This is a genomic window from Pseudomonas sp. WT-JTC, from assembly GCF_056711565.1.
Genome location: NZ_CM160042.1, coordinates 2,555,967 through 2,574,769, shown reverse-complemented (window position 1 = coordinate 2,574,769; position 18,803 = coordinate 2,555,967). Strand labels below are relative to the sequence as shown.

General features: G+C 62.0%; 21 protein-coding genes. 10 read left to right on the top strand and 11 right to left on the bottom strand.

Going from position 1 to position 18,803, the window contains the following annotated elements:
• Positions 1-7 precede the first annotated feature (7 nt).
• Positions 8-1,024, top strand: coding sequence for a phosphotransferase enzyme family protein (locus AC06G5_RS11850; protein WP_480459522.1), 1,017 nt, complete (start codon positions 8-10; stop codon positions 1,022-1,024).
• Between the two features lie 142 nt (positions 1,025-1,166).
• On the opposite strand, the gene AC06G5_RS11845 is transcribed toward AC06G5_RS11850, so the two are convergent.
• Positions 1,167-1,463, bottom strand: a complete 297-nt coding sequence (locus AC06G5_RS11845; RefSeq protein WP_480459521.1) for a DUF6124 family protein — start codon at positions 1,461-1,463, stop codon at positions 1,167-1,169.
• 852 nt (positions 1,464-2,315) lie between these two features.
• Positions 2,316-2,828 carry a 4-hydroxyphenylacetate 3-monooxygenase, reductase component gene (gene hpaC, locus AC06G5_RS11840; protein WP_008023304.1) on the bottom strand — a complete coding sequence of 171 codons (513 nt, stop codon included), beginning with the start codon at positions 2,826-2,828 and terminating at the stop codon, positions 2,316-2,318.
• Positions 2,829-3,087: 259 nt separating this feature from the next.
• Between hpaC and AC06G5_RS11835 the strand changes: the two genes are divergently transcribed.
• Positions 3,088-3,717 carry a response regulator transcription factor gene (locus AC06G5_RS11835; RefSeq protein WP_480459520.1) on the top strand — a complete coding sequence of 210 codons (630 nt, stop codon included), beginning with the start codon at positions 3,088-3,090 and terminating at the stop codon, positions 3,715-3,717.
• 121 nt (positions 3,718-3,838) lie between these two features.
• Here the strand turns inward: AC06G5_RS11835 and feaR are convergent, their stop codons facing one another.
• From feaR to AC06G5_RS11790, 9 genes are all read right to left on the bottom strand, one after another.
• Positions 3,839-4,759: a transcriptional regulator FeaR gene (feaR, locus tag AC06G5_RS11830; protein ID WP_413427134.1), complete on the bottom strand. Its 921-nt coding sequence runs from the start codon at positions 4,757-4,759 to the stop codon at positions 3,839-3,841.
• 152 nt (positions 4,760-4,911) lie between these two features.
• Entirely contained in the window at positions 4,912-5,862 is a 951-nt protein-coding gene (locus AC06G5_RS11825) for a PDR/VanB family oxidoreductase (protein WP_413427136.1), read from the bottom strand.
• A gap of 173 nt (positions 5,863-6,035) precedes the next feature.
• Positions 6,036-6,776: an SDR family NAD(P)-dependent oxidoreductase gene (locus AC06G5_RS11820; protein ID WP_413705114.1), complete on the bottom strand. Its 741-nt coding sequence runs from the start codon at positions 6,774-6,776 to the stop codon at positions 6,036-6,038.
• A gap of 10 nt (positions 6,777-6,786) precedes the next feature.
• Positions 6,787-7,287, bottom strand: a complete 501-nt coding sequence (locus AC06G5_RS11815; protein ID WP_413705115.1) for an aromatic-ring-hydroxylating dioxygenase subunit beta — start codon at positions 7,285-7,287, stop codon at positions 6,787-6,789.
• Positions 7,284-8,567 carry an aromatic ring-hydroxylating oxygenase subunit alpha gene (locus AC06G5_RS11810; protein WP_480459519.1) on the bottom strand — a complete coding sequence of 428 codons (1,284 nt, stop codon included), beginning with the start codon at positions 8,565-8,567 and terminating at the stop codon, positions 7,284-7,286. The genes AC06G5_RS11815 and AC06G5_RS11810 overlap by 4 nt, the downstream gene beginning before the upstream one ends.
• A gap of 50 nt (positions 8,568-8,617) precedes the next feature.
• Positions 8,618-9,739: an amidase gene (locus AC06G5_RS11805; RefSeq protein ID WP_480459518.1), complete on the bottom strand. Its 1,122-nt coding sequence runs from the start codon at positions 9,737-9,739 to the stop codon at positions 8,618-8,620.
• Positions 9,736-10,221 (bottom strand): nuclear transport factor 2 family protein, encoded by a 486-nt coding sequence (locus AC06G5_RS11800; RefSeq protein WP_413705118.1) that lies wholly within the window; start codon positions 10,219-10,221, stop codon positions 9,736-9,738. The genes AC06G5_RS11805 and AC06G5_RS11800 overlap by 4 nt, the downstream gene beginning before the upstream one ends.
• A 3-nt stretch (positions 10,222-10,224) precedes the next feature.
• Entirely contained in the window at positions 10,225-10,596 is a 372-nt protein-coding gene (locus AC06G5_RS11795; protein WP_413705119.1) for a hypothetical protein, read from the bottom strand.
• Positions 10,597-10,627: 31 nt separating this feature from the next.
• Entirely contained in the window at positions 10,628-11,797 is a 1,170-nt protein-coding gene (locus tag AC06G5_RS11790) for an acyl-CoA dehydrogenase family protein (RefSeq protein WP_480459517.1), read from the bottom strand.
• Between the two features lie 338 nt (positions 11,798-12,135).
• Between AC06G5_RS11790 and AC06G5_RS11785 the strand changes: the two genes are divergently transcribed.
• The 8 genes from AC06G5_RS11785 (at position 12,136) to AC06G5_RS11750 (ending at position 18,616) form a co-directional block, all read left to right on the top strand.
• Positions 12,136-13,626 carry a PAS domain-containing sensor histidine kinase gene (locus AC06G5_RS11785; protein WP_480459516.1) on the top strand — a complete coding sequence of 497 codons (1,491 nt, stop codon included), beginning with the start codon at positions 12,136-12,138 and terminating at the stop codon, positions 13,624-13,626.
• Positions 13,627-13,868: 242 nt separating this feature from the next.
• The gene (locus AC06G5_RS11780) at positions 13,869-15,017 is read left to right on the top strand and encodes an amine dehydrogenase large subunit (RefSeq protein WP_480459515.1); all 1,149 of its coding nucleotides are present in this window, start codon (positions 13,869-13,871) and stop codon (positions 15,015-15,017) included.
• Positions 15,018-15,028: 11 nt separating this feature from the next.
• Complete coding sequence (locus tag AC06G5_RS11775) at positions 15,029-15,568, top strand: MauE/DoxX family redox-associated membrane protein (protein ID WP_413427613.1); 540 nt, start codon at positions 15,029-15,031, stop codon at positions 15,566-15,568.
• 5 nt (positions 15,569-15,573) lie between these two features.
• Positions 15,574-16,200 carry a methylamine dehydrogenase accessory protein MauD gene (gene mauD / locus AC06G5_RS11770; protein WP_413705123.1) on the top strand — a complete coding sequence of 209 codons (627 nt, stop codon included), beginning with the start codon at positions 15,574-15,576 and terminating at the stop codon, positions 16,198-16,200.
• Between the two features lie 18 nt (positions 16,201-16,218).
• Positions 16,219-16,740 carry a methylamine dehydrogenase light chain gene (locus tag AC06G5_RS11765; RefSeq protein WP_413427615.1) on the top strand — a complete coding sequence of 174 codons (522 nt, stop codon included), beginning with the start codon at positions 16,219-16,221 and terminating at the stop codon, positions 16,738-16,740.
• A gap of 224 nt (positions 16,741-16,964) precedes the next feature.
• Positions 16,965-17,486: a cytochrome C gene (locus AC06G5_RS11760; RefSeq protein WP_480459512.1), complete on the top strand. Its 522-nt coding sequence runs from the start codon at positions 16,965-16,967 to the stop codon at positions 17,484-17,486.
• A gap of 116 nt (positions 17,487-17,602) precedes the next feature.
• A complete protein-coding gene (locus AC06G5_RS11755) occupies positions 17,603-17,821 on the top strand; it encodes a DUF4287 domain-containing protein (RefSeq protein ID WP_480459511.1) in 219 nt (72 codons plus the stop codon).
• Positions 17,822-17,944: 123 nt separating this feature from the next.
• On the top strand, positions 17,945-18,616 hold the full coding sequence (locus AC06G5_RS11750; RefSeq protein WP_413427618.1) for a class I SAM-dependent methyltransferase: 672 nt from the start codon (positions 17,945-17,947) through the stop codon (positions 18,614-18,616).
• Positions 18,617-18,803: the final 187 nt, after the last annotated feature.

Sequence of the window (18,803 nt, the reverse complement as noted above, 5' to 3'; positions counted from 1 at the left end):
CCTTGCCATGACTGAATTCCACACCTTGTCCCATGACCAGCAAGTGGCCCGTCTGCACGAACTGGCGCACCATGCCCTGCACCAGTGGGACGGCGAATTCGCCGACATTGAACTGGTGAAGTTTCGCGAGAACGCGGTGTTTTCCGCCCGCCGCCACGATGGTCAGCGGGTGGCCCTGCGTATCCATCGCAATGGCTATCACAGCCAAGCCGCGCTGCGCTCCGAGCTGCAATGGATGGAGGCGCTGGCGGGCGCCGGTATTACCGTTCCGCAAATCATCCGTGCGCAAAATCAAAGCCACCTGGTCGAAGTCACCCATCAAGCCATCGGCGAACCCCGCCACATCGACATGCTCGCCTGGCTGCCCGGTGCGACCGCAGGCACCTCGGAGAACGGGGTGCAGGCCGATACCGAAATCGACTTTCTGTTCAGTGAAGCCGGCGCAATTGCCGCGCGTATCCACCTGCATTCAACGCACTGGCAGCAGCCGGACGAGTTCGTCCGGCATGCCTGGGACGAAGAAGGCTTGATCGGCGCCAACCCGTTCTGGGGGCGTTTCTGGGAACTGGAACAGCTCAGCGATGAGCAGCGGGATCTGCTGCAACAGGCCCGGCGCAGGGCGCGCAAGGACTTGCGCCAGTATGGTCGGCACCTGGGCAACTTCGGCATGATTCACGCCGACCTGGTGCCCGAGAACCTGCTGATCGAAGGGCCGCGTCTGCGGTTGATCGACTTCGACGATGCCGGGTTTGGCTGGCACATGTTCGAGCTGGCCACGGCGCTGTACTTCTGCCTGGATGACCCGCGCTATGAGCAGATCAAGGCGGCGCTGCTCGACGGCTACAACGCGGTCAAGCCGCTGACCGAGACGGATCGCAAGACCCTGGCGTTGTTTCTGATGCTGCGCGGCACCACCTACCTGGGCTGGATTCACACCCGCCAGGGCACGCCGACGGCGATTGAAATGGCGCCGATGCTGATTGAACGGGCTTGCTTGTTGGCTCGGGAATATCTGCAGGCCTGATATACCGCTATCGCGAGCAGGCTCGCTCCCACATTGGATCTCTGTACGACACAAAATCAATGTGGGAGCGAGCCTGCTCGCGAAAGGGCCATTACATCCAGCATATTTACTGCCTGACACTCCCCCCCACTGTATTCAGCGCCTAGCCGGGTGGATCAAACTGATCCAAAGCCCGGTTCACCGCCAACTCCCCCAGCATGATCACTTGCGCGATACCCAGCAGGGTATTGCGGTGCGTGCCTTGCAGAAATCCCGCCAGATCGTTGGCCATGACACTCGCCGATGCCAGCGATTCGCAGGCGTGGGCCAGCAAGGTTTCGGTGTCGATTTGCGGGTTGATGGTGAACATCGTGGAAGGTTTGTGCGAGGTGGCCATGATGTGGGCCGTGGGGTTGGGACAGGAATCGGTGTGTGGTGGATCGGGGGTAACCTTCAACATCGTTCGGTCTCCAGAACTGGAGCCGTCACCGATACGCTGCTAAACGAAGGGTGGCGGCTGTACGCAGGTTAGCAGACCGGGGAGACACGAAACCGGCGCGCCCGAGGGCGCCCTGCGCACAGCTGCCATCAAGTGCAGGGATGGGGAATACCTGACTGTCTGGACTGCCAATGCGCCTCATGTCACCACGGGCTGCTAAACCCGATCACTGGATATCAGTGACGCGGACCAAGTTACCGATGGCCTCCAGGGCGCACAAGCCGGCGGATTCTGGCTTAGCTGTAGGCAACGACGCAAGGCGCTGTAGCTTGCAGGAAGTTACTCCTACAACCGTTAAACAAGCACTCCAGATTGACACCGCCATCGCGGGCAGGCTCGCTGAACTCGTTTCCCTGCTCGCGAAAAACGCCGGGACACCGCGGGGATTCAGGCAGCCCGCGTTATCGTTAACGTCCATCGCGAGCAAGCTCGCTCCTACAGATGAGAAGAGCAGGCCGAGCGTTAGCTCGCCTGCCGCTTTTGATCTTGATCCACCCGCCCCCTCGGCAGGCTGAGTGGAGGCGTTTATCCGGGGAATGGCGCGCAGCGCCGTTCGACGCAGTCGAACTCATTGCATGTAGGTCGCGCGAAGCCGACCGGAGGGCAATGCCCCCGGATGAATGCCGGAGCGAAGGAACCCCGAGCCCAGGCGAGGGGCCGGACGTTCGGGGCGAGCGTTTTTTTGCTTACTTTTTTTAGGCGCTTGTAAAAAAAGTGAGTCGCCGTAAGGGCGAAACCGCCAGCCGTCGCTACCCAAATAATGGATATGTACTCAGTCAGACCGCCTTCGCGAGCAAACTCACTCCCACCTTCTCAGCAATGCGCCCCCGCATGCTCAAGGCGATGAAACAACCGGTTGAAATACACCAGGCTATCGCGCGGCTCCCGCACCCCGACCTTTTCCAGCTCGACAAACATCACCGAATGCGACCCCACTTCCTTGCACTCGCTGATCCGCCCTTCCAGCTGCACCAGGGCATCGCGCAGCACCGGCACGTCGGCCGCGCCATCGTCCCACAGGTCCCAGGCGAAACGCTCGGCCATCGGCACCTGGGTCATGCCGGCGAAGTGCCGGGCCAGTTCTTCCTGCTCGCCACACAGCACGTTGACGCACAACCGGCCGTTGGTGCGGAATACGTCGTGGGTGGCGCTGTTGCGGTTGACGCACACCAGCACGGTGGGCGGCGAGTCGGTCACCGAGCACACGGCGCTGGCGGTGATGCCGCAGCGCCCGCCCGGGCCGTTGGTGGTGATGATGTTCACCGCCGCCGGCAGCTGTGCCATGGCGTTGCGAAAGTCGATTTGCTGCTGGCTCAGGTCGGCCATGTCGATGCCCCTTCCTTCAGGAGGACCGCGTCGAAAGCGGCCCGTAGGTGATGGAACAAGACTAAGGCCGCAGGCGCGGCACAACCATTCTGACGATCCCCATGCCGGGGCCGGGTTTCCGCTAGTCGACTAGGTGGTTTCTTTATCGCAAGGGCCGGCCACAGTGGGTATTCTGCATACAGGCTCCAGAACGATGAGCCGATGCGTGCCGCGCGTTCGCGTGCGAAAACAATAATTAGAAAATTTCGTGGCAGCCCCGATGGAAACCCGTAAACCGATTGTTTATATCGTTGACGACGACAAGGACCTGCGCACCTCCCTGGCCTGGTTGCTGGAGTCGGTCAGTGTGCAGGCGCAGTGCTTTGCCGGTGCCGAAGAGTTCCTCAGTCAATACGACCCCAAGCAGCCCGCCTGCCTGGTGCTCGACGTGCGCATGCCGGAGACCAGTGGCTTCCAGCTGCAGGAAATCCTCAACCAGCGCGGCAGCACCCTGCCGACCATTTTCGTCTCGGCCCATGGCGATATTCCGATGTCGGTCACGGCGATGAAGAACGGTGCGCTGGATTTCGTCGAGAAGCCCTACAACCCGCAGCAGATGATCGACCGCATCCAGGCCGCGCTGAAGACCGCCGTACACGCCCAGGCCGATCAGCAGCAGCGGCAGAACCTGCAAGGCAAGCTGGCACTGTTGACCAGCCGTGAGCGGGAAGTGTTGATGCTGGTGATCGATGGCAAGGCCAGCAAGGTGATTGCGCGGGAACTGAACATCAGCGTGAAGACCGTTGACGTGCACCGCACCAAGATCAAGGAAAAGATGGGCGTGACCAGCATCGCCATGCTGGTGCGCGAGGTGCTGCATTTGCCGACTGAAGAGCCGGTGCGGCACTGAGTGATCTGCGGCGGTCATGAGGCCGCCTTCGCGAGCAAGCCCGCTCCCACATTGGCTCTGTGTACGGCGCAGATCCAATGTGGGAGCGGGCTTGCTCGCGAAGGGGCCAGCACATCCAACATCAATTGTGGCTATAGCGCTTGCGATAAGCACCCGGCGACACGCCGAAGCGTGATTTGAACGCTGAGGAAAAATAGCTGGAGTCAGAAAAGCCCCAGGCATAACACAGTGCCGAAAGCTTCTGCTCGACATCGGCGCGGCGCAGGTTTTCGGCGCAGAAGTCCAGGCGTCGGTGCTTGATGTATTGCGCCACCACCAGGCCACGCTTGGAGAACATCCGGTATAGGCCGCGCACGGAAATCCCCACTTCACGGGCAATCAGTTCGGGGCACAGTTCTTCGTCGCTCAGGTGCGCGTCGATGAAGGCGATGATCTTGCGAAATTGTCGCTCGTGCGGGTCCGCGCCACTGTCGCGGGCGCTGATGCCCGGCAGCAACAGGCTGGCCAGGGCATCGAGCACGGCTTCGCTCTCCTGCATGTCCAGCCCTTCCTGCTGGCGGGTGCCCTGCACCAGCTTGTTGGCCATCGCCGCAAGAGGGCTGCTGGCCGCGATTCGCGTGGCACAGTTGACGGCATTGAAGTGCGAACCACGCTCGACCACCTGGCGTGGAAGAATCAACGAAAGCTGGCGGCAATCGTCGTTGTAGATCATGTCGCTCGGACGGCTGGCGTCGATCAGCGCGATGTCACCACAACCCAATTGAGCACGGTTGTCGCCCTGCTCCAGTTGCGAGCTGCCCCGCATCTGGAACACCGCGTAGTAGTGGCCGTCGCTGCTGGTGCTGACGTCCTTGCTGGTGCGATACAAATGCACGTGCGCCATGTCGACCACACTGAGGTTGATCGCACCGCTGCGAAATTCCGCCAGTTCGCCGTAGAAATCGGTATCCAGCGCCCGGGCATCGAAACGCCCACAGGCCTGGTTCACCTGGCTCAACCAGCTTTCGAACGCCTCGTTGCGCACCGTCGATGCTGTAATCATGTCCGCAATGCCTCACGTTTTTTGTTGTTATTTTTCGACCGCTTCATCGAGCGGTTCGTCAAAACCGTTGTTTCTGTAGCCATCGCCTCCCTCGACGGCCGCCGGGCGCCCATTCAACAGGCTCCGGCGCAGGCTTTCCAGCCTTCCTGGTCTTAAAGGTCCAATACCAGACGAGCGGAAAGCGCCCGTGATACACAAGCGCAAATCTGCTTGTTGGACGCCTTTTCCTTGTTCGACAGGCAGTTGTCGCGGTGCTCCGGCACACCGTCCAGGACCTCGACGATGCAGGTGCCGCAAATGCCTTCACGGCACTCGGTGTCGATGTCGCAACCGTGAGCCTGCAGTACGTCGACCAGACTGGCGTTGGCGGGCACCTGCAGCACCACGCCGGAACTGGCCAGTTCCACTTCGAACGTGCCGGCCGGCGCGCTGTTGGCCGCCGGGGCCGCCGCGAAATGCTCCAGGTGAATGGCATCATCCGGGCGACTGCGCGAAGCCACCTCCACCACTTTGTTCATGAACGGTGCCGGGCCGCAGGTGTAGACATGGGCGGCGCTGCCGGCGCGCTCCAGGCATTCGCTCAGCGCGCCGTCCAGATCCGCAGGCTCCACGCCGTAGTGGAACTCCACGTGATCGGCAAAATTCGTCGCCAACAGCTGGGTAAACGCAGCGTACTGCGCCGAACGGGCGAAATAGTGCAGACGGTACGGCTGACCGCTTTCCGCCAGTCGATAAGCCATGCTCAACAGCGGCGTCACGCCGATACCGGCGGCGAACAGCACGTGTTCGCCGGCACTTTCATCGAGGCGGAACAGGTTGCGCGGCGCACCCATTTCCAGCTCCATGCCCTCTTCAACCTGCTCATGCAACGCCAGCGAACCACCGCGCGACTGCGCTTCTTTCTTTACCGCCACCAGATACGCACGGCGATCCTGGGGCGGGCTGCACAGCGAATACTGGCGGGTCACCCCGGTCGGCCCGGTCAGGTCGACGTGGGCACCCGGCTCATAGGTGTCGAGCGGCTGGCCGTCACTGCGCACGAGGCGAAAGGAACGGATATCCAGCGCTTCGTCGACGATCCTTTCGATCTTCACCTTCATCATTGCATCACCTGAATACTTGTTTTTGTTTAACGGTACGACTTGGGCCGATCCCCTGTAGGAGCGAGCTTGCTCGCGATGAACCTGAGAACAACACGGGGTGCCAGGTTTCCAGCGTCATCGTTGACGACCATCGCGAGCAGGCTCGCTCCTACAGGGGGGCATTTTTCTGCGTCTCAGCGCATGAACAGGCCGCCGTTGATGTCCCAGCACGCGCCCGTTACGGAGGCGGCGTTGTCGGCGACCATCAGCAATACGCTGTCGGCGATGTACGACGGATCGCCAAGGGTGCCGGCCGGGATCATTTTCAGGATCTGTTCCAGACGCTCAGGCGCCACGGTTTCGCGCACCACCGGCAAGTCCAACGGACCTGGCGAGATGCTGTTGACGGTCACGCCTTGCGGGGCCAGTTCACGGGCAAAGACCTTGGTCAGGGTCGCCACGCCACCCTTGGCCGCCGCATAGTGCGCACCGGTTGCGGTGCCACCGTTCTGTCCGGCCAGGGACGCGATGTTGACGATGCGCCCGAAGCCACGCTCGGCAAAATGTGCGCCGAATACCTGGCAGGCCACGAAGGTGCCGCGCAGGTTGATCGCCATCGACTCGTCGAACTCTTCCGGCGTGATGTCCATCAGCGCCGCGACCTTCGACACACCGGCGTTGTTCACCAGAATGTCGGTGCCGCCCCAGTGCGTGGCGAGCAGGTCACGGGCGCGCTGGAAGTCGGCCTTGCTGCGCACATCCAGCTCGATGGCGACGGCAGTGGTGCCGCTGCCATCCAGCTCGGCGGCCAGTTGCCGCACGCCATCGAGACGCACATCCGCCAGGCCGACGCGATAACCCGCTGCGTGCAGACGTCGGGCGATGCACTCGCCCAGTCCGCGCGAGGCACCCGTTACGAGGGCTACTCGACTCATGATTCTGCCCTCACAAAAGGAAGCCGAGCGCGCTCAGGCTGTCGGTGGAGTTGATCAGGCGCACCACTTTTCGCTCCAGCGACGGCACGCCGTCGGTGAAGCGGATACGGTGGTTCAGGTCGGCCACGAACGGCGTGTGCACGCCGCGCTTGTAGGCGTACAGCAACTGCGCCGAATTGACTTCGACGATGTCGCCGGCCGCTTCCACCAGACGGAAACGCGAAATCGTGCGGATGGTTTTAGCTGCATCCACCGCCGACGGCGAGTAACCGGCAGTCAGGCGCTCGATGCGCAGATCACGCATGCGCGCATCGTCGTAGGCGTAGTTGAGGGTTGCTTCGAAATCTTCGGTGTCCGGGTCGATCGGCACGATGTACTTACCGCTTTCGCTCCACAGGGTCGCCCATTCGACGTAGTTCTTGTGGTCGAGCAGTTCGGCTTCGCGCCAGATGAATTCGATGGCCTGGGCCAAGGGACCTGCAAAACCGTTCAGGGTGTCGTGATTGCTCATTGGCTCATCATCCTTTTCCACATGTCGTAGGCTCCGCGCATGCCGCCTTCGTCGGTGGCGTGGCTGACCTTGTCGCCGTTTTCAGCGGTGATTTCGCGGTTCAGGCCGCGGTTGACCAGGATTGGCGCATCGACGCCGGCATACGAGCCGCGCTGCACGCGGTCCCAGGCTTCGGCATCGTCAGGGCTGCCAAAACCGAACGGGCCCTGGAAGTGTTCGTGGATGCGCATGCGTTCGCGGTTGGCGATTTCCGGGCCGCCATCCATGCCGAGGGCAACGTGGCGAATCTCGGTTTCGGTGACCGACACCGGGCGCAGCACGCGGAAGAACGACATCGACATGGCCACATTGGGGAACAGGTTCAGGTTGAACCCGGCGCCGTGCAACGAACGCACGATGCGACGTACCTGATCGGCCGGCATGCTTTTCGACAGCTCTTCAGTGACGTGAGCGAAGCGCTCCTGCAACTGCTCGGTGCCGTCATCGTGATCGAGGTCGACGTGCTCCGGCACCATCACCATCACGCTGTGGCCGTTGCCCAAGGAGTGAGTCACGGCTTGCTCGTCGGTCATGAACGAGAGCATTTCCGAGGTTTCTTCATCCACCGACGACATGAACGACTTGTGCACGATCGGGAAATGGTACCCGTCGGTGGTGTTTTCCAGCTGGATCTTCCAGTTGCCCTTGAAGCTGAACTTGTGTTCGCCCTGGGTCTTGATCGGGTAGCCGGCGCCCTGCTTCATGAACAGGTCCATCCAGTGTTTCGCGCCGCCGAGGAAGTCTTCCAGCGGTTCGATCTCGTCGTTATAGCTGGCGAAGACCATGCCGGCGTAACTTTCGACGCGCAGGCTGGTGAGGGGCAGTTCGGATTTCTCCAGGATGCCTTCGTAGCCATCCGGATAAGGCAGCGCCCGCAGCTTGCCGTCCAGGCCATAGGACCAGCTGTGATACGGGCAGGTGAAACCGCTGGCATTGCCCTTGTGCTTCTCGCACACGGTGGCGCCACGGTGCCGGCAGCGGTTTTCCAGAACGTTGATGTTGTTCTTCTTGTCGCGCACGACGATCACGGGGCGACGGCCGATGGTGGCGGTCTTGAAGTCGCCGCTGTTGCGCACTTCGCTTTCGTGGGCAACCCATACCCAGGTGCGGTAGAAAATCTTTTCCAGCTCGGCTTCGAACAGCGCCGGATCGTTGTACAGCGAGACATCGACGCGGTCGCTCCGGACCAGGTCTTCGGGGCTTTTCGACGTTGCGATCAGCCGGTATTCATGAGTGCTCATGCGGTTCTCCTCATGGCTTGTTTTTATGATTTCGTTGTAGAGACCGGCCCTTAACGGGCCCTGCTCTGTTGCAGCTGCGCACCGAAGGCGCAGACCAGTTCGTCCTGACCTTTACGGCCGACGATTTGCAGGCCGACTTTCAAGCCGCCGCAATCGATTTCCACCGGCACCGTCAGGGCCGGATGGCCACTCAAGTTGAAGGGGCGTACCAGCGGCGTCATCCCGGCCACGGCCTTGCTTGCGCTGCGGGCTTCTACCAGCGTCGGTGGCAGGCTCGGCATCGTCGGCAACAGCAGCACTTCAAATTGCTCCAGCGCGGCATCCACCTGTTGGCTGAAGCGCGTGCGGACCTGTTCGGCTTGCGCCAAATCGGCAGCGCTGGTGCGGCTGGCGGCCAACAGGCGTAGCTCGACGTCCGCACCGATCAGGCCCTGGCCGGTGAGGTGGCCGAACGCGGCCCAGTTTTCAAAGTTGATCACCGTCAAACCGGCGGCAAACGCCGCTTCGAATTCACTCAACTGCACGCTGCTGCGGCGCCAGCCGGCACGGTCGGCGGCAGCGCCGAGGCACGCTTGCAAATGCGCGTCGCAGGCAACGTCGAGAAAGCCGACTGAGGCGTTGCTCGACGGCAAGCCCTGAGCCTGGAAACCGGGACAAATCACTTGCATCGCAGCGATCAGGTCATTCATGTCGGCCGCAAATGGCCCCACGCAATCGAGGCTGGATTCGGCCGGATGTGCACCCATTCGGCTGACGCGACCATAGGTCGGTTTCAACCCGGCAATGCCGCAGCAGGCGGCTGGTACCCGAACGGAACCACCAGTGTCAGAACCGATGGCGATGTCCGCCAGCCCCGCCGCAACGGCGGCGGCCGAACCGCTGGACGAACCGCCAGGCACCCGATCCGGCGCCTGCGGGTTGATCGGTGTGCCGGTCCAGTCGTTGATGCCGGTGACGCCAAACGCCAGCTCGTGCATGTTGGTCTTGCCGACGATCTGCCAACCCGCCGCGAGGATCGCATCGACCACCTCAGCGTTGCGCAGGGCTGGCAAAGCACGGGCAAAGGCGCGGCTGCCGGATTGGGTGGCGTGGCCGGCGATGTCGATGGAATCCTTGATGGCAACACGTTTGCCGCTGCCACCGAGCAGAAATTCGCTGATGAAGGTACTCATGCGCTCAGCTCCTGCTTTGATAAATGAGAGCTGAACAAGCGTTGCGTGCGGAAATGCGCGATCAGCCAGACACCGTCGACACAACGGAAATCGATGTTCAGGCGCGTGCCGAACAGTTCGTTGCGGCCATCGGCATAAGTCGAGATCTGCTGCATGATCCACTGTCCCTGCGCAGCCTTGCCGTCGACCACGATCGACTCGCTGGTGAGGTAATGCAGGTTCAACTTGAAGTGATCGGATGGCGGCAGGTAACCACCGATGAACGTCGCCACCGCCGCACGTCCGTGATGCTGACCGAAGGTCTGCGCGGTCTGGGTGCCGAGGCCTTCCCAGATCGCATCCTCGGTGAACAACTGCGCCAATTGGCTCAGATGAATCGCCGCCCGCGGCACATCGCACAGGTCCATGTAGCTCGCCATCAAGCGACGCACTGCGCTTTCCCCTTCGAGCGTCGCCAGACGCTGCAGCAAGGCCTCGTCCATGGCTTACACCCTGGCTGCGTCTGGGATGGTCAGCGGACGACCGATGCGTGCTTCGACCTTCGCGTAGCGCCACAGGCTGTATTCGCCGACCGGGGTGGTGCGGAACAGGTTGCAGGCGTCGATCACCGACTGGTGGCAGTCGACGTCGGCCATGATGTACACGGTCCAGGGCGAGGTGGTGGACGGGCCGACCATCAGGCGGTCGTCATCCATGGCGCCGAGCACGGTGATGCCGGGCATCGCGCCGAGGGAGCCCATCATCTGGCTGAAGCCTTTCCAGACGCTCAGGCCTTCGCCGGTGGGCAGGTCGAAAAAATTCTGGGTGATGCCGATGCAGAAGACGACGCGCAACGGTTCTTGAGTGGTTTGCGACATGGCGCTGGATCCTTGAAAAGTTGAAGGGAATTCAGATGTAGCCCGGGAACGGCGGCACGCCGAGGAACACCGAGCCGGCGCCGTCGTACAGGCCTTCGCTGAGGAAGGCGTGCTGGGTCACCACCATCGAGTCGCGCAGGTAACGTTGCAGCGGATGACGCAGGTAAATGGCGGTGGTCCCGGCCAGGCTGTAGGCGCTCTGCACCACGGCGGCACCGGCCTGGGACACGTGAATCGCGGACAGACGCAGCAGGCTGGTCTGCTCCGGCGTCACCGGGTTGCCGGCCAGGATCGAGTTCCATACCTGTTCGGTGGCGTTGTAGAAGAACCCGCGGGCGGCGGCGAGCCTGGCTTCGGCCTTGGCGATTTCGATGCGCACGTAGGCGCGGTCGGCCATTTTCGGCGCGCCGGTAATGCCGCCGGCACCGGCCATGCGGCTGATTTCGTCCAGCGCTGCACGAGCCAGGCCGAGGTTGACCACCGCCAGCACTTGCGCGGCATAGGCAATCGTCGGGTAGCGGAACAGCGGCTCATCAATGGTTGCCGCCCCACCCCGGATAAACGTCCAGCGGTCCTCGACGAATTTATCGGTGACGCGCAGATCGTGGCTGCCGGTGCCCTTGAGGCCGACCACGTCCCAGTTCTCGACGATCTCGACCTGACTGGCCGGGAACACCGCCGTGCGTGGCTTGCCGCCCGCGGCGCTGACGCCGATGCCGACACCCAGCAGGTCCGCGCCTTTGCTGCCGCTGGCGAATTTCCAGGTGCCGCTGACTTGCCAGCCACCTTCGACCGCTTCGGCAGGCTGCAACGGGAACAGCCCGCCGGCGAACACCAGGTCGGGGCTCTCGGCGTAGATTTCAGCCAGGGTTTGTGGCGGCAAGGCCGCCAGGTAGACGCCGGCGCTGCCGAAGCTGGCCACCCAGCCCGCCGAGCCGTCGGCTTCGGAGATGCGCTCGATCATTTGCAGGAACAGCGCCGGTGCCAGGGCGTCGCCGCCGAAGCATTTCGGCGTGGCAGCGCGATAGATGCCCACCTGCTTGAAGCGCTCGATCATGTCCCGAGGCACGTGGGAGCCAGCGTCGAATTCGTCGCGGCGTTGGCGAACCTCATCCAGCACCTGCTGAAATAGCTCGCTCTCGACCATTGGCACGACCGGGCCGGACACGGGGTCTTTTTGCGCGACAGCTGAACGCAGCATGGGCTTTCTCCGTTTTGCTTATTGTTAGTGGGGCGACACCGCGACCGACCTCTGTAGGAGCGAGCTTGCTCGCGATGGACTCCAACGATTACGCGCCCTGTCTGGATGACCGCGTTGTCGAGGCGTTTTTCGCGAGCAGGCTCGCTCCTACAGTGAAAGGGGTGCTGCCCTTGCATTGAGGTCCAGTGTAAAAACCGCATCCGGGCACCACTATTGGGGCGTGCAGCCCCCTCGCTAAAGAAAACCCCTAGGTCCACGCCGGTTACCTCTGAGCGCATCCCTCTGTGCGAGCAGGTATAAAACGCCATACTGCAAACTCTGCCGCCAAGGGCCGTGCGATGTACTTGCCAAAACCGAACGACTTTCATGCGCTGATCGAAGCCATGCCGCTGTGCATCATTCTTCATGACGCGCACACTAAGGAAATTCTCTGGGCCAACGCCGCTGCCCTGGCGGCGCTGGGCTTTACCCTGGAGGAACTGACGCCGCTGAAGGCCTCCGACATGACCCGCGATGCGCCGAAATACCGGCGCTCCATAGGTTTGCGCTGGCTCGAACGGGCCGCGCGCACCGGGCAACGGGCCATCGAGTGGTGCTATCGCTCCAAGCAAGGGGTGGAGATTCTTTCCGAGGCGGTGGCGACCCTGGTGCACCTGGACGGTCGCGATGTGTTAATGGTGCAGTTCCGCGACATTTCCAAAGAGGACAAGGTCAAGCGCGACCTCAAGCGTTTCGAGAGCCGGCTCAAGGCCTTCATGCAGGACCTGGCCGAAGGCGTGGCGGTGCTCGGCCCCGAGGGCGATATCGGTTTTATCAGCGACTCCGGCGCGCACCTGCTCGACAGCGAAGTGCACCAACTGATGGGCAAGAACTTCCTGGCCTGGTGCGACGACGCTTCGCGTCAGCGCCTGTTGCAACGGTTCGCCCAGGAGACACCTGAGCACGCGCCGTTCAGCGTGCACTACAAGGTACAGCGCCGGGACGGCGAATGGCGCTGGCATGACGCAACCTGCCGCTACATCGAGATTGAAGACGATCTGGTCGGCCATCTGCTGCTGTTTCGCGACGTGACCGAGCAGGTGCAGGCCGAAGAGGCGCGGCGGGTCAGCGAGCAGAAGCTCGAATACCTGGCGCGCTACAACGCCATGGGTGAAATGGCCGTGGCCATCGCCCACGAACTGAGTCAACCCCTGGCCGCCACCCGCAACTTCATCGAAGGCACGGTGATTCGCCTGGGCAACGCCGGCGACACCGATCAAGGCGTCGCCTGGGGTTTGCAGAACGCGGTGCGGCAAATCGAGCACGCGTCGGTGATCATCAAGAGCGTGCGCGATTACGTGGTCAAGCTGGAGCAGACCGAAGAGCTGGTCGACCTTAATGAGCTGCTGCGCGAAACCCGCTACTTCATCAGCCTGCGGGCCGATCCGAGCCTGGTGCGCGTGGAAATCGTCACCGCGCCCGAACCGCTGCAGGTCAGTTGCGAGAAAGTCCTGATCGGCCAGGTGATCCTCAACCTGGCCTTCAACGCCATTGAAGAAATGGCCGACCTGCCGACTGAACGCCGGTTGCTGCGCATCCATGCCAGCCGCGACAACGATGTGGCATTGGTGCGCATCGAAGACTGCGGCCGTGGCATTCAGGCCCAGGCGCAGGAGAAGCTGTTCGACGGTTTCTTCTCGTCAAAGGTCAGCGGCAACGGCATCGGCCTGGCGTTGTGCAAGAACATCATCGGCCGCCACCGTGGCGATATCTGGGCGCAAAACCTCGAGCCTTGTGGTGCCGTGTTCAGTTTTTCCCTCCCCCTCGCTACTTCTCCCAGCCCCCTGTAGGAGCGAGCTCGCTCGCGATGGTCGTAAACGATAACGCGTAAAACCAGATGCCCAGCGGCGCCCCTGGGTTTTTCGCGAGCGAGCTCGCTCCTACATAAAGCGTTTTCTGACACTGGCACAGACACACAAACACTTGGCAGGCAGGGCAATTCTCCCAATCGCGGGGCACGGCAGAATCAAAGGGTAAAAATCTGCCAAAGCACCCGCGATCCGCGTTACCAACAATTCAGGAAGTTCCCCTTATGCGAACAAACAGGATCTCCGTACAGTCAGCGCTTGGCCTGAGCCTGCTTGTACTAGGTTTGAACAGTGCCCGCGCGGACTTGCCCGCCGGTACGATTGGCCAGACCGTTCTGGCGTTCCCCCCGGAAGCTCACCGAGCGTTCGTCATCGACGTCGAGTTCGACAGCTTCGTGGCAGGCCGTGTGACCGTGGTCGATCCGGACCAGAAGCGCATCCTCGGCATGGTGCCGACCGGCTTTGCTGCGCCGTCGACCCTCAGTCACGACAAGAAAACCATCTACAGTGCGGACATCTGGTATTCGCGCGGCACCCGCGGCACCCGCACCGACGTGCTCACCGCATGGGACAGTTCGACCCTGTCGCCGGCCTGGGAAGTGCTGATTCCAAACAAGCGCGCCGAGTCGCTGACCCAGCGTTACTCGCTCAAGCCGAGCGGCGACGACAAGTTCGTCTACGTCTACAACTTCACCCCGTCGACATCGGTCACCGTGGTCGACACCCAGGCCAAAGCGGTTGCCACGGAAATTTCCATCCCCGGTTGCGTGCTCAACTACCCGATCGGCAACCGCCGTTTCGCCTCGCTGTGCGGTGACGGCAGCTTGCAGGTGGTAACCCTCAACGATCAGGGCCAGGAAACCGCGCGCAGCCGCACGCCGTTCTTTGATCCGAACGCGGAAAAACTGGTAGAGCGCGCAGTCAACGTCGGCGACACCTACTACTTCACTACCACGACCGGCACCGTACGCGGTGTGGATTTCAGCGGCGACGCACCGAAGGTCCTGCCGAGCTGGTCGCTGGTTTCCGACGAAGACAAGAAGGCGGGTTGGGCTCCGGGTGGCTGGCAGCTGATGGCAGTCGCGCCGAAGCTGAACCGCTTGTACGTGCTGATGCATGACGCCCACGAACCGATGAAGTGGGAAGACCCGAGCACCCTGATCTGGGCCTTCGATCTCAAGACTCAGAAGAAAATCGCCACCCTGGAAGCCCCGGCCCCGATCTGGAGCATGCAGGCCACCGACGACGACAAGCCGCTGCTGCTCGGTGCCGATGTGGAAGGTGGCTTGCAGATTTTCGATCTGAAGACCAACAAGCTCACCAGCAGCATGCCGAAAGTCGCGAAGACCGCGACTCAGGTCCTGAGCTACTAAGAGGTTCGGCCATGCACACAGATCCGATCTTCATCATTGCCAACGCCATCGCCATCGCGGTGTTGCTGGCCAGCGCCGCGACCCACAAATTGCGCGCGCCGGCCCGCTTCGCCCGGCAATTGGCGGACTATCAACTGCTGCCCCAAGCGCTGGTGCGCCCGACGGCACGGTTGGTGCCCATGCTGGAACTGGCCATTGCCTTCGCCTTGCTGGTACCGGTCAGCCGTGGTTATGCCGCGCTGGGGGCCGCCAGCCTGTTGGCGCTGTACGCCGTCGCCATCGGCATCAACCTGTGGCGCGGTCGTGCGGACATCGACTGCGGTTGCGCAGGTCCCGACCAGGCACAACCGTTGCGCCCGGTCCTGCTGCTGCGCAACAGCGTGCTGGTGGCGCTGGCGCTGCTGGCAAGCGTCGCACCGGTGGTCCGCGACATGACTGTATTCGATGGCTTCGTGACCCTGGCTGCCGCCGCCGTCGCGCTGCTCATCTACGCCGCCGCCGATGGCTTGCTGGCGAATTCCCCTTTTCTGCTCAAATTGATTGGTAGGTAATCGAAATGGAAGGCTTGATAGTTTCCAACGTTCTGCTCTGGGTGCTGCTGGTGGCCGTGGCGTTTGTCGTCATGGGTCTGGTGCGGCAGATTGGCGTATTGCACGGTCGCCTGGCCCCGGCTGGCGCGCTGATGGTCGACAAAGGTGTGGCGGTGAACGAAGCCGCCCCGCAAATCACCGCCGCCGACCGTAACGGTCGCCCGGTGAACTTCGGTTATGCCGGTGAGAAATCGCAACTGCTGTTCTTCCTCTCGCCGACCTGCCCGATCTGCAAGTCGTTGCTGCCGGCGATCAAGTCCATCGCCAAGGAACAAGCTGATCGCCTTGACGTGGTGTTCGTCAGCGATGGCGACATGGACGCCCAGCAAGCACTGATCCGTGAACACAAACTGGAAGACGCCACCTATGTGGTCGGCCCGGAAGTGGGCATGACCTACCAGATCGGCAAGCTGCCGTACGCCGCGCTGATCGACAAGGCCGGCACCCTGCGCGCCAAGGGCCTGGTCAACTCCCGCGAGCACCTGGACAGCCTGTTCGAAGTCGAGCACCTCAAGCACGCCACGCTGCAGCAGTACCTCAATGCCCAACCGCACACCCACGACCACAGCCACGGCCACGGCCATAGCCACTGATAAGGCAGGGAGACGTTTATGAAACTGCTGGATCTGTTGTTCGAGCGCTCCTCGCGCCGTGTTGCCGACACTACCTCGCGCCGCAAACTGCTGGCACGCATGGGCTCGTTGATCGTTGCCGGTGCCGCTCTGCCCGTACTGCTGCCGCTGGATCGCACCAGCAAGGCGCTGGCCGCCACTGACCCGAAAGCCGGCGACCCTGGCGATCCGAACAGCTGCGACTACTGGCGCTACTGCTCCATCGACGGTTTCCTGTGCAGCTGCTGCGGCGGGTCGGTGACCTCCTGCCCACCGGGCACCGAAGCCTCGCAAGTGACCTGGATCGGTACCTGCCGCAACCCGGCCGATGGCAAGGACTACATCATTTCGTACAACGACTGCTGCGGTAAGCAGAGTTGCGCGCAATGCGCCTGTACCCGTAACGACAGTGAAGAACCGGCCTACCGCCCGTTCAACAACAACGATGTGAACTGGTGCCTGGCCGCCAAGTCGCACATCTACCACTGCACCGTTTCGGTGATCCGCGGCGTCGCCGTATAAACGCGCACTTTCCGCCGGTTGCTCGCGCAATCGGCGGCTTTTTTTCTGTGGCTGCTGTTCTTTTTTTACTGCTTTGAATGTGTACCTGTAGGAGCGAGCTTGCTCGCGATGGACGCAAGGGCGACGCGTTAAACCAGATAGCCCGCGTTATCGTTGACGTCCATCGCGAGCAAGCTCGCTCCTACACCTACAAGTGCCAAACCGGTCATCAGCGGAGATTTTTTATGCGTAGGTTGATATTGCTCGGTCTTGTCTGTGCCCTGAGCACCCCGCTCGCTTTCGCCCGGGCCATTCCCGACCCGAACCAGCATCACGCGCCGGGCAATGAATCACCGCAAACGCCGATTGCCCAGGCCGGGTACGGCGTCGGCGTGAACTATCAGTTGCAATGTGCCGGTTGCCACCTGGGCGACGGCACGGGTTCCGCCGCCAACGACACACCGCGGATGAAAGGCTTTGTCGGCAACTTCCTGAAAGTACCCGGTGGCCGCGAATTCCTCGTGCGGGTGCCGGGCATGTCGCAGTCGGCGTTGAACAACGCGCAACTTGCAGATTTGCTCAACTGGCTGATGCGCAAAGACGGCATGGCGGGCGACAGCCTGCCGGCCGACTATCAGCCGTATACCGCCGAGGAAGTCACGGAGTTGCGCGCCAGGACCATGCTCAACCTGCCCGGCACCCGAAGCGAATTGATCAAGGCCATGCGTGCCCAGGGCATCGCTATCGAAGACGGGATGAATTATTGACGCGGGGTGTCCCGGACAAACCTTCGACCACCCGGACGATGGACTCTCTGACGTTAAATAAGTAACGTAACCGGCGCTGCTTTCACACCCGGAAAATCGAAAAGGGAGTTTGCATCGTGACCGAAGAGACAAAAACCAAAGGACCGGCTTCGTATTTCCCGTCAATCGAAAAGAAGTATGGTCAGCCGATCGCCCATTGGCTGGATCTGCTCAAGACCGTCAACGACAAGAAGCACATGGAAATGGTGGCCTGGCTCAAGACCGAACACGGCATGGGTCATGGTCACGCCAACGCGTTGGTTGCCTATCATTTGGCAGCCACCAAAAGCGGCTAGCCCGCCCGGCGTTCGCTGCGCTGCCGGTGGAGCCAGTTCCACCGGCAAATCATCTGTACTGGAAATGGCTGATCGGCGCCTTTGCCCTATCCTTTCATCCAACCCACCACGCCGGACAACGCCATGCCCGCCCCCGAATCCACCCTCCTCGACAGCTGGCACCACAATGCCCAGGCCTGGATCGACGCCATCCGCACGGGTAGCATCGAAAGCCGCCTCAAGGTCACTGACCAGGCGATCCTGCTGGCGGTTCTGGGTCGTCAGCCCGAGCGTGTGCTCGACCTGGGTTGCGGCGAAGGCTGGTTATTGCGTGCACTGACTGAACGTGGCATCGATGCAGTCGGTGTTGATGGCGATGCGACGCTGGTGGAGGCGGCGCGGGCGGCGGGCACTGCGCCGGTGCATCTGGCGAGCCATGAACAGTTGGCAGAAGCGAAAGTCGACATCGGCCGCGGCTACAACCTGATCTGCGCCAACTTCGCCCTGCTGCATCAGGACATCATCCCCCTGCTCGCCGCCATGAACAGCCTGCTCGCCCCTGGCGGCGCGCTGCTGATCCAGACGCTGCACCCGTGGACAGCTGCAGCCGGCGACTATCAGGATGGCTGGCGGGAAGAGACTTTCGCCGGGTTCAAGGGGCAATGGCAACCCATGCCATGGTATTACCGCACCTTGTCCAGTTGGCTCAATGCACTGGACATGGCAGGTTTTGCACTGGCCAGCTTGCAGGAACCACAGCACCCGCAAAGCCCCGTACCTCAGTCGTTGCTGCTGGTGGCCGAGCCCCGGCTGTAGGAGCGGGCTTGCCCGCGAAGGCGTTTGCACAGCCAACATTATCGGTGACTGGCCTACCGCTTTCGCGGGCAAGTCGGATCGCCGCACCGCCGCTCCCACAAGGGTTGTTTGCCGGCCTCGATATTTGTGGTCGACATCGATCACTGTGGGAGCGGGCTTGCCCGCGAAGACGTCGGCACAGCCAACA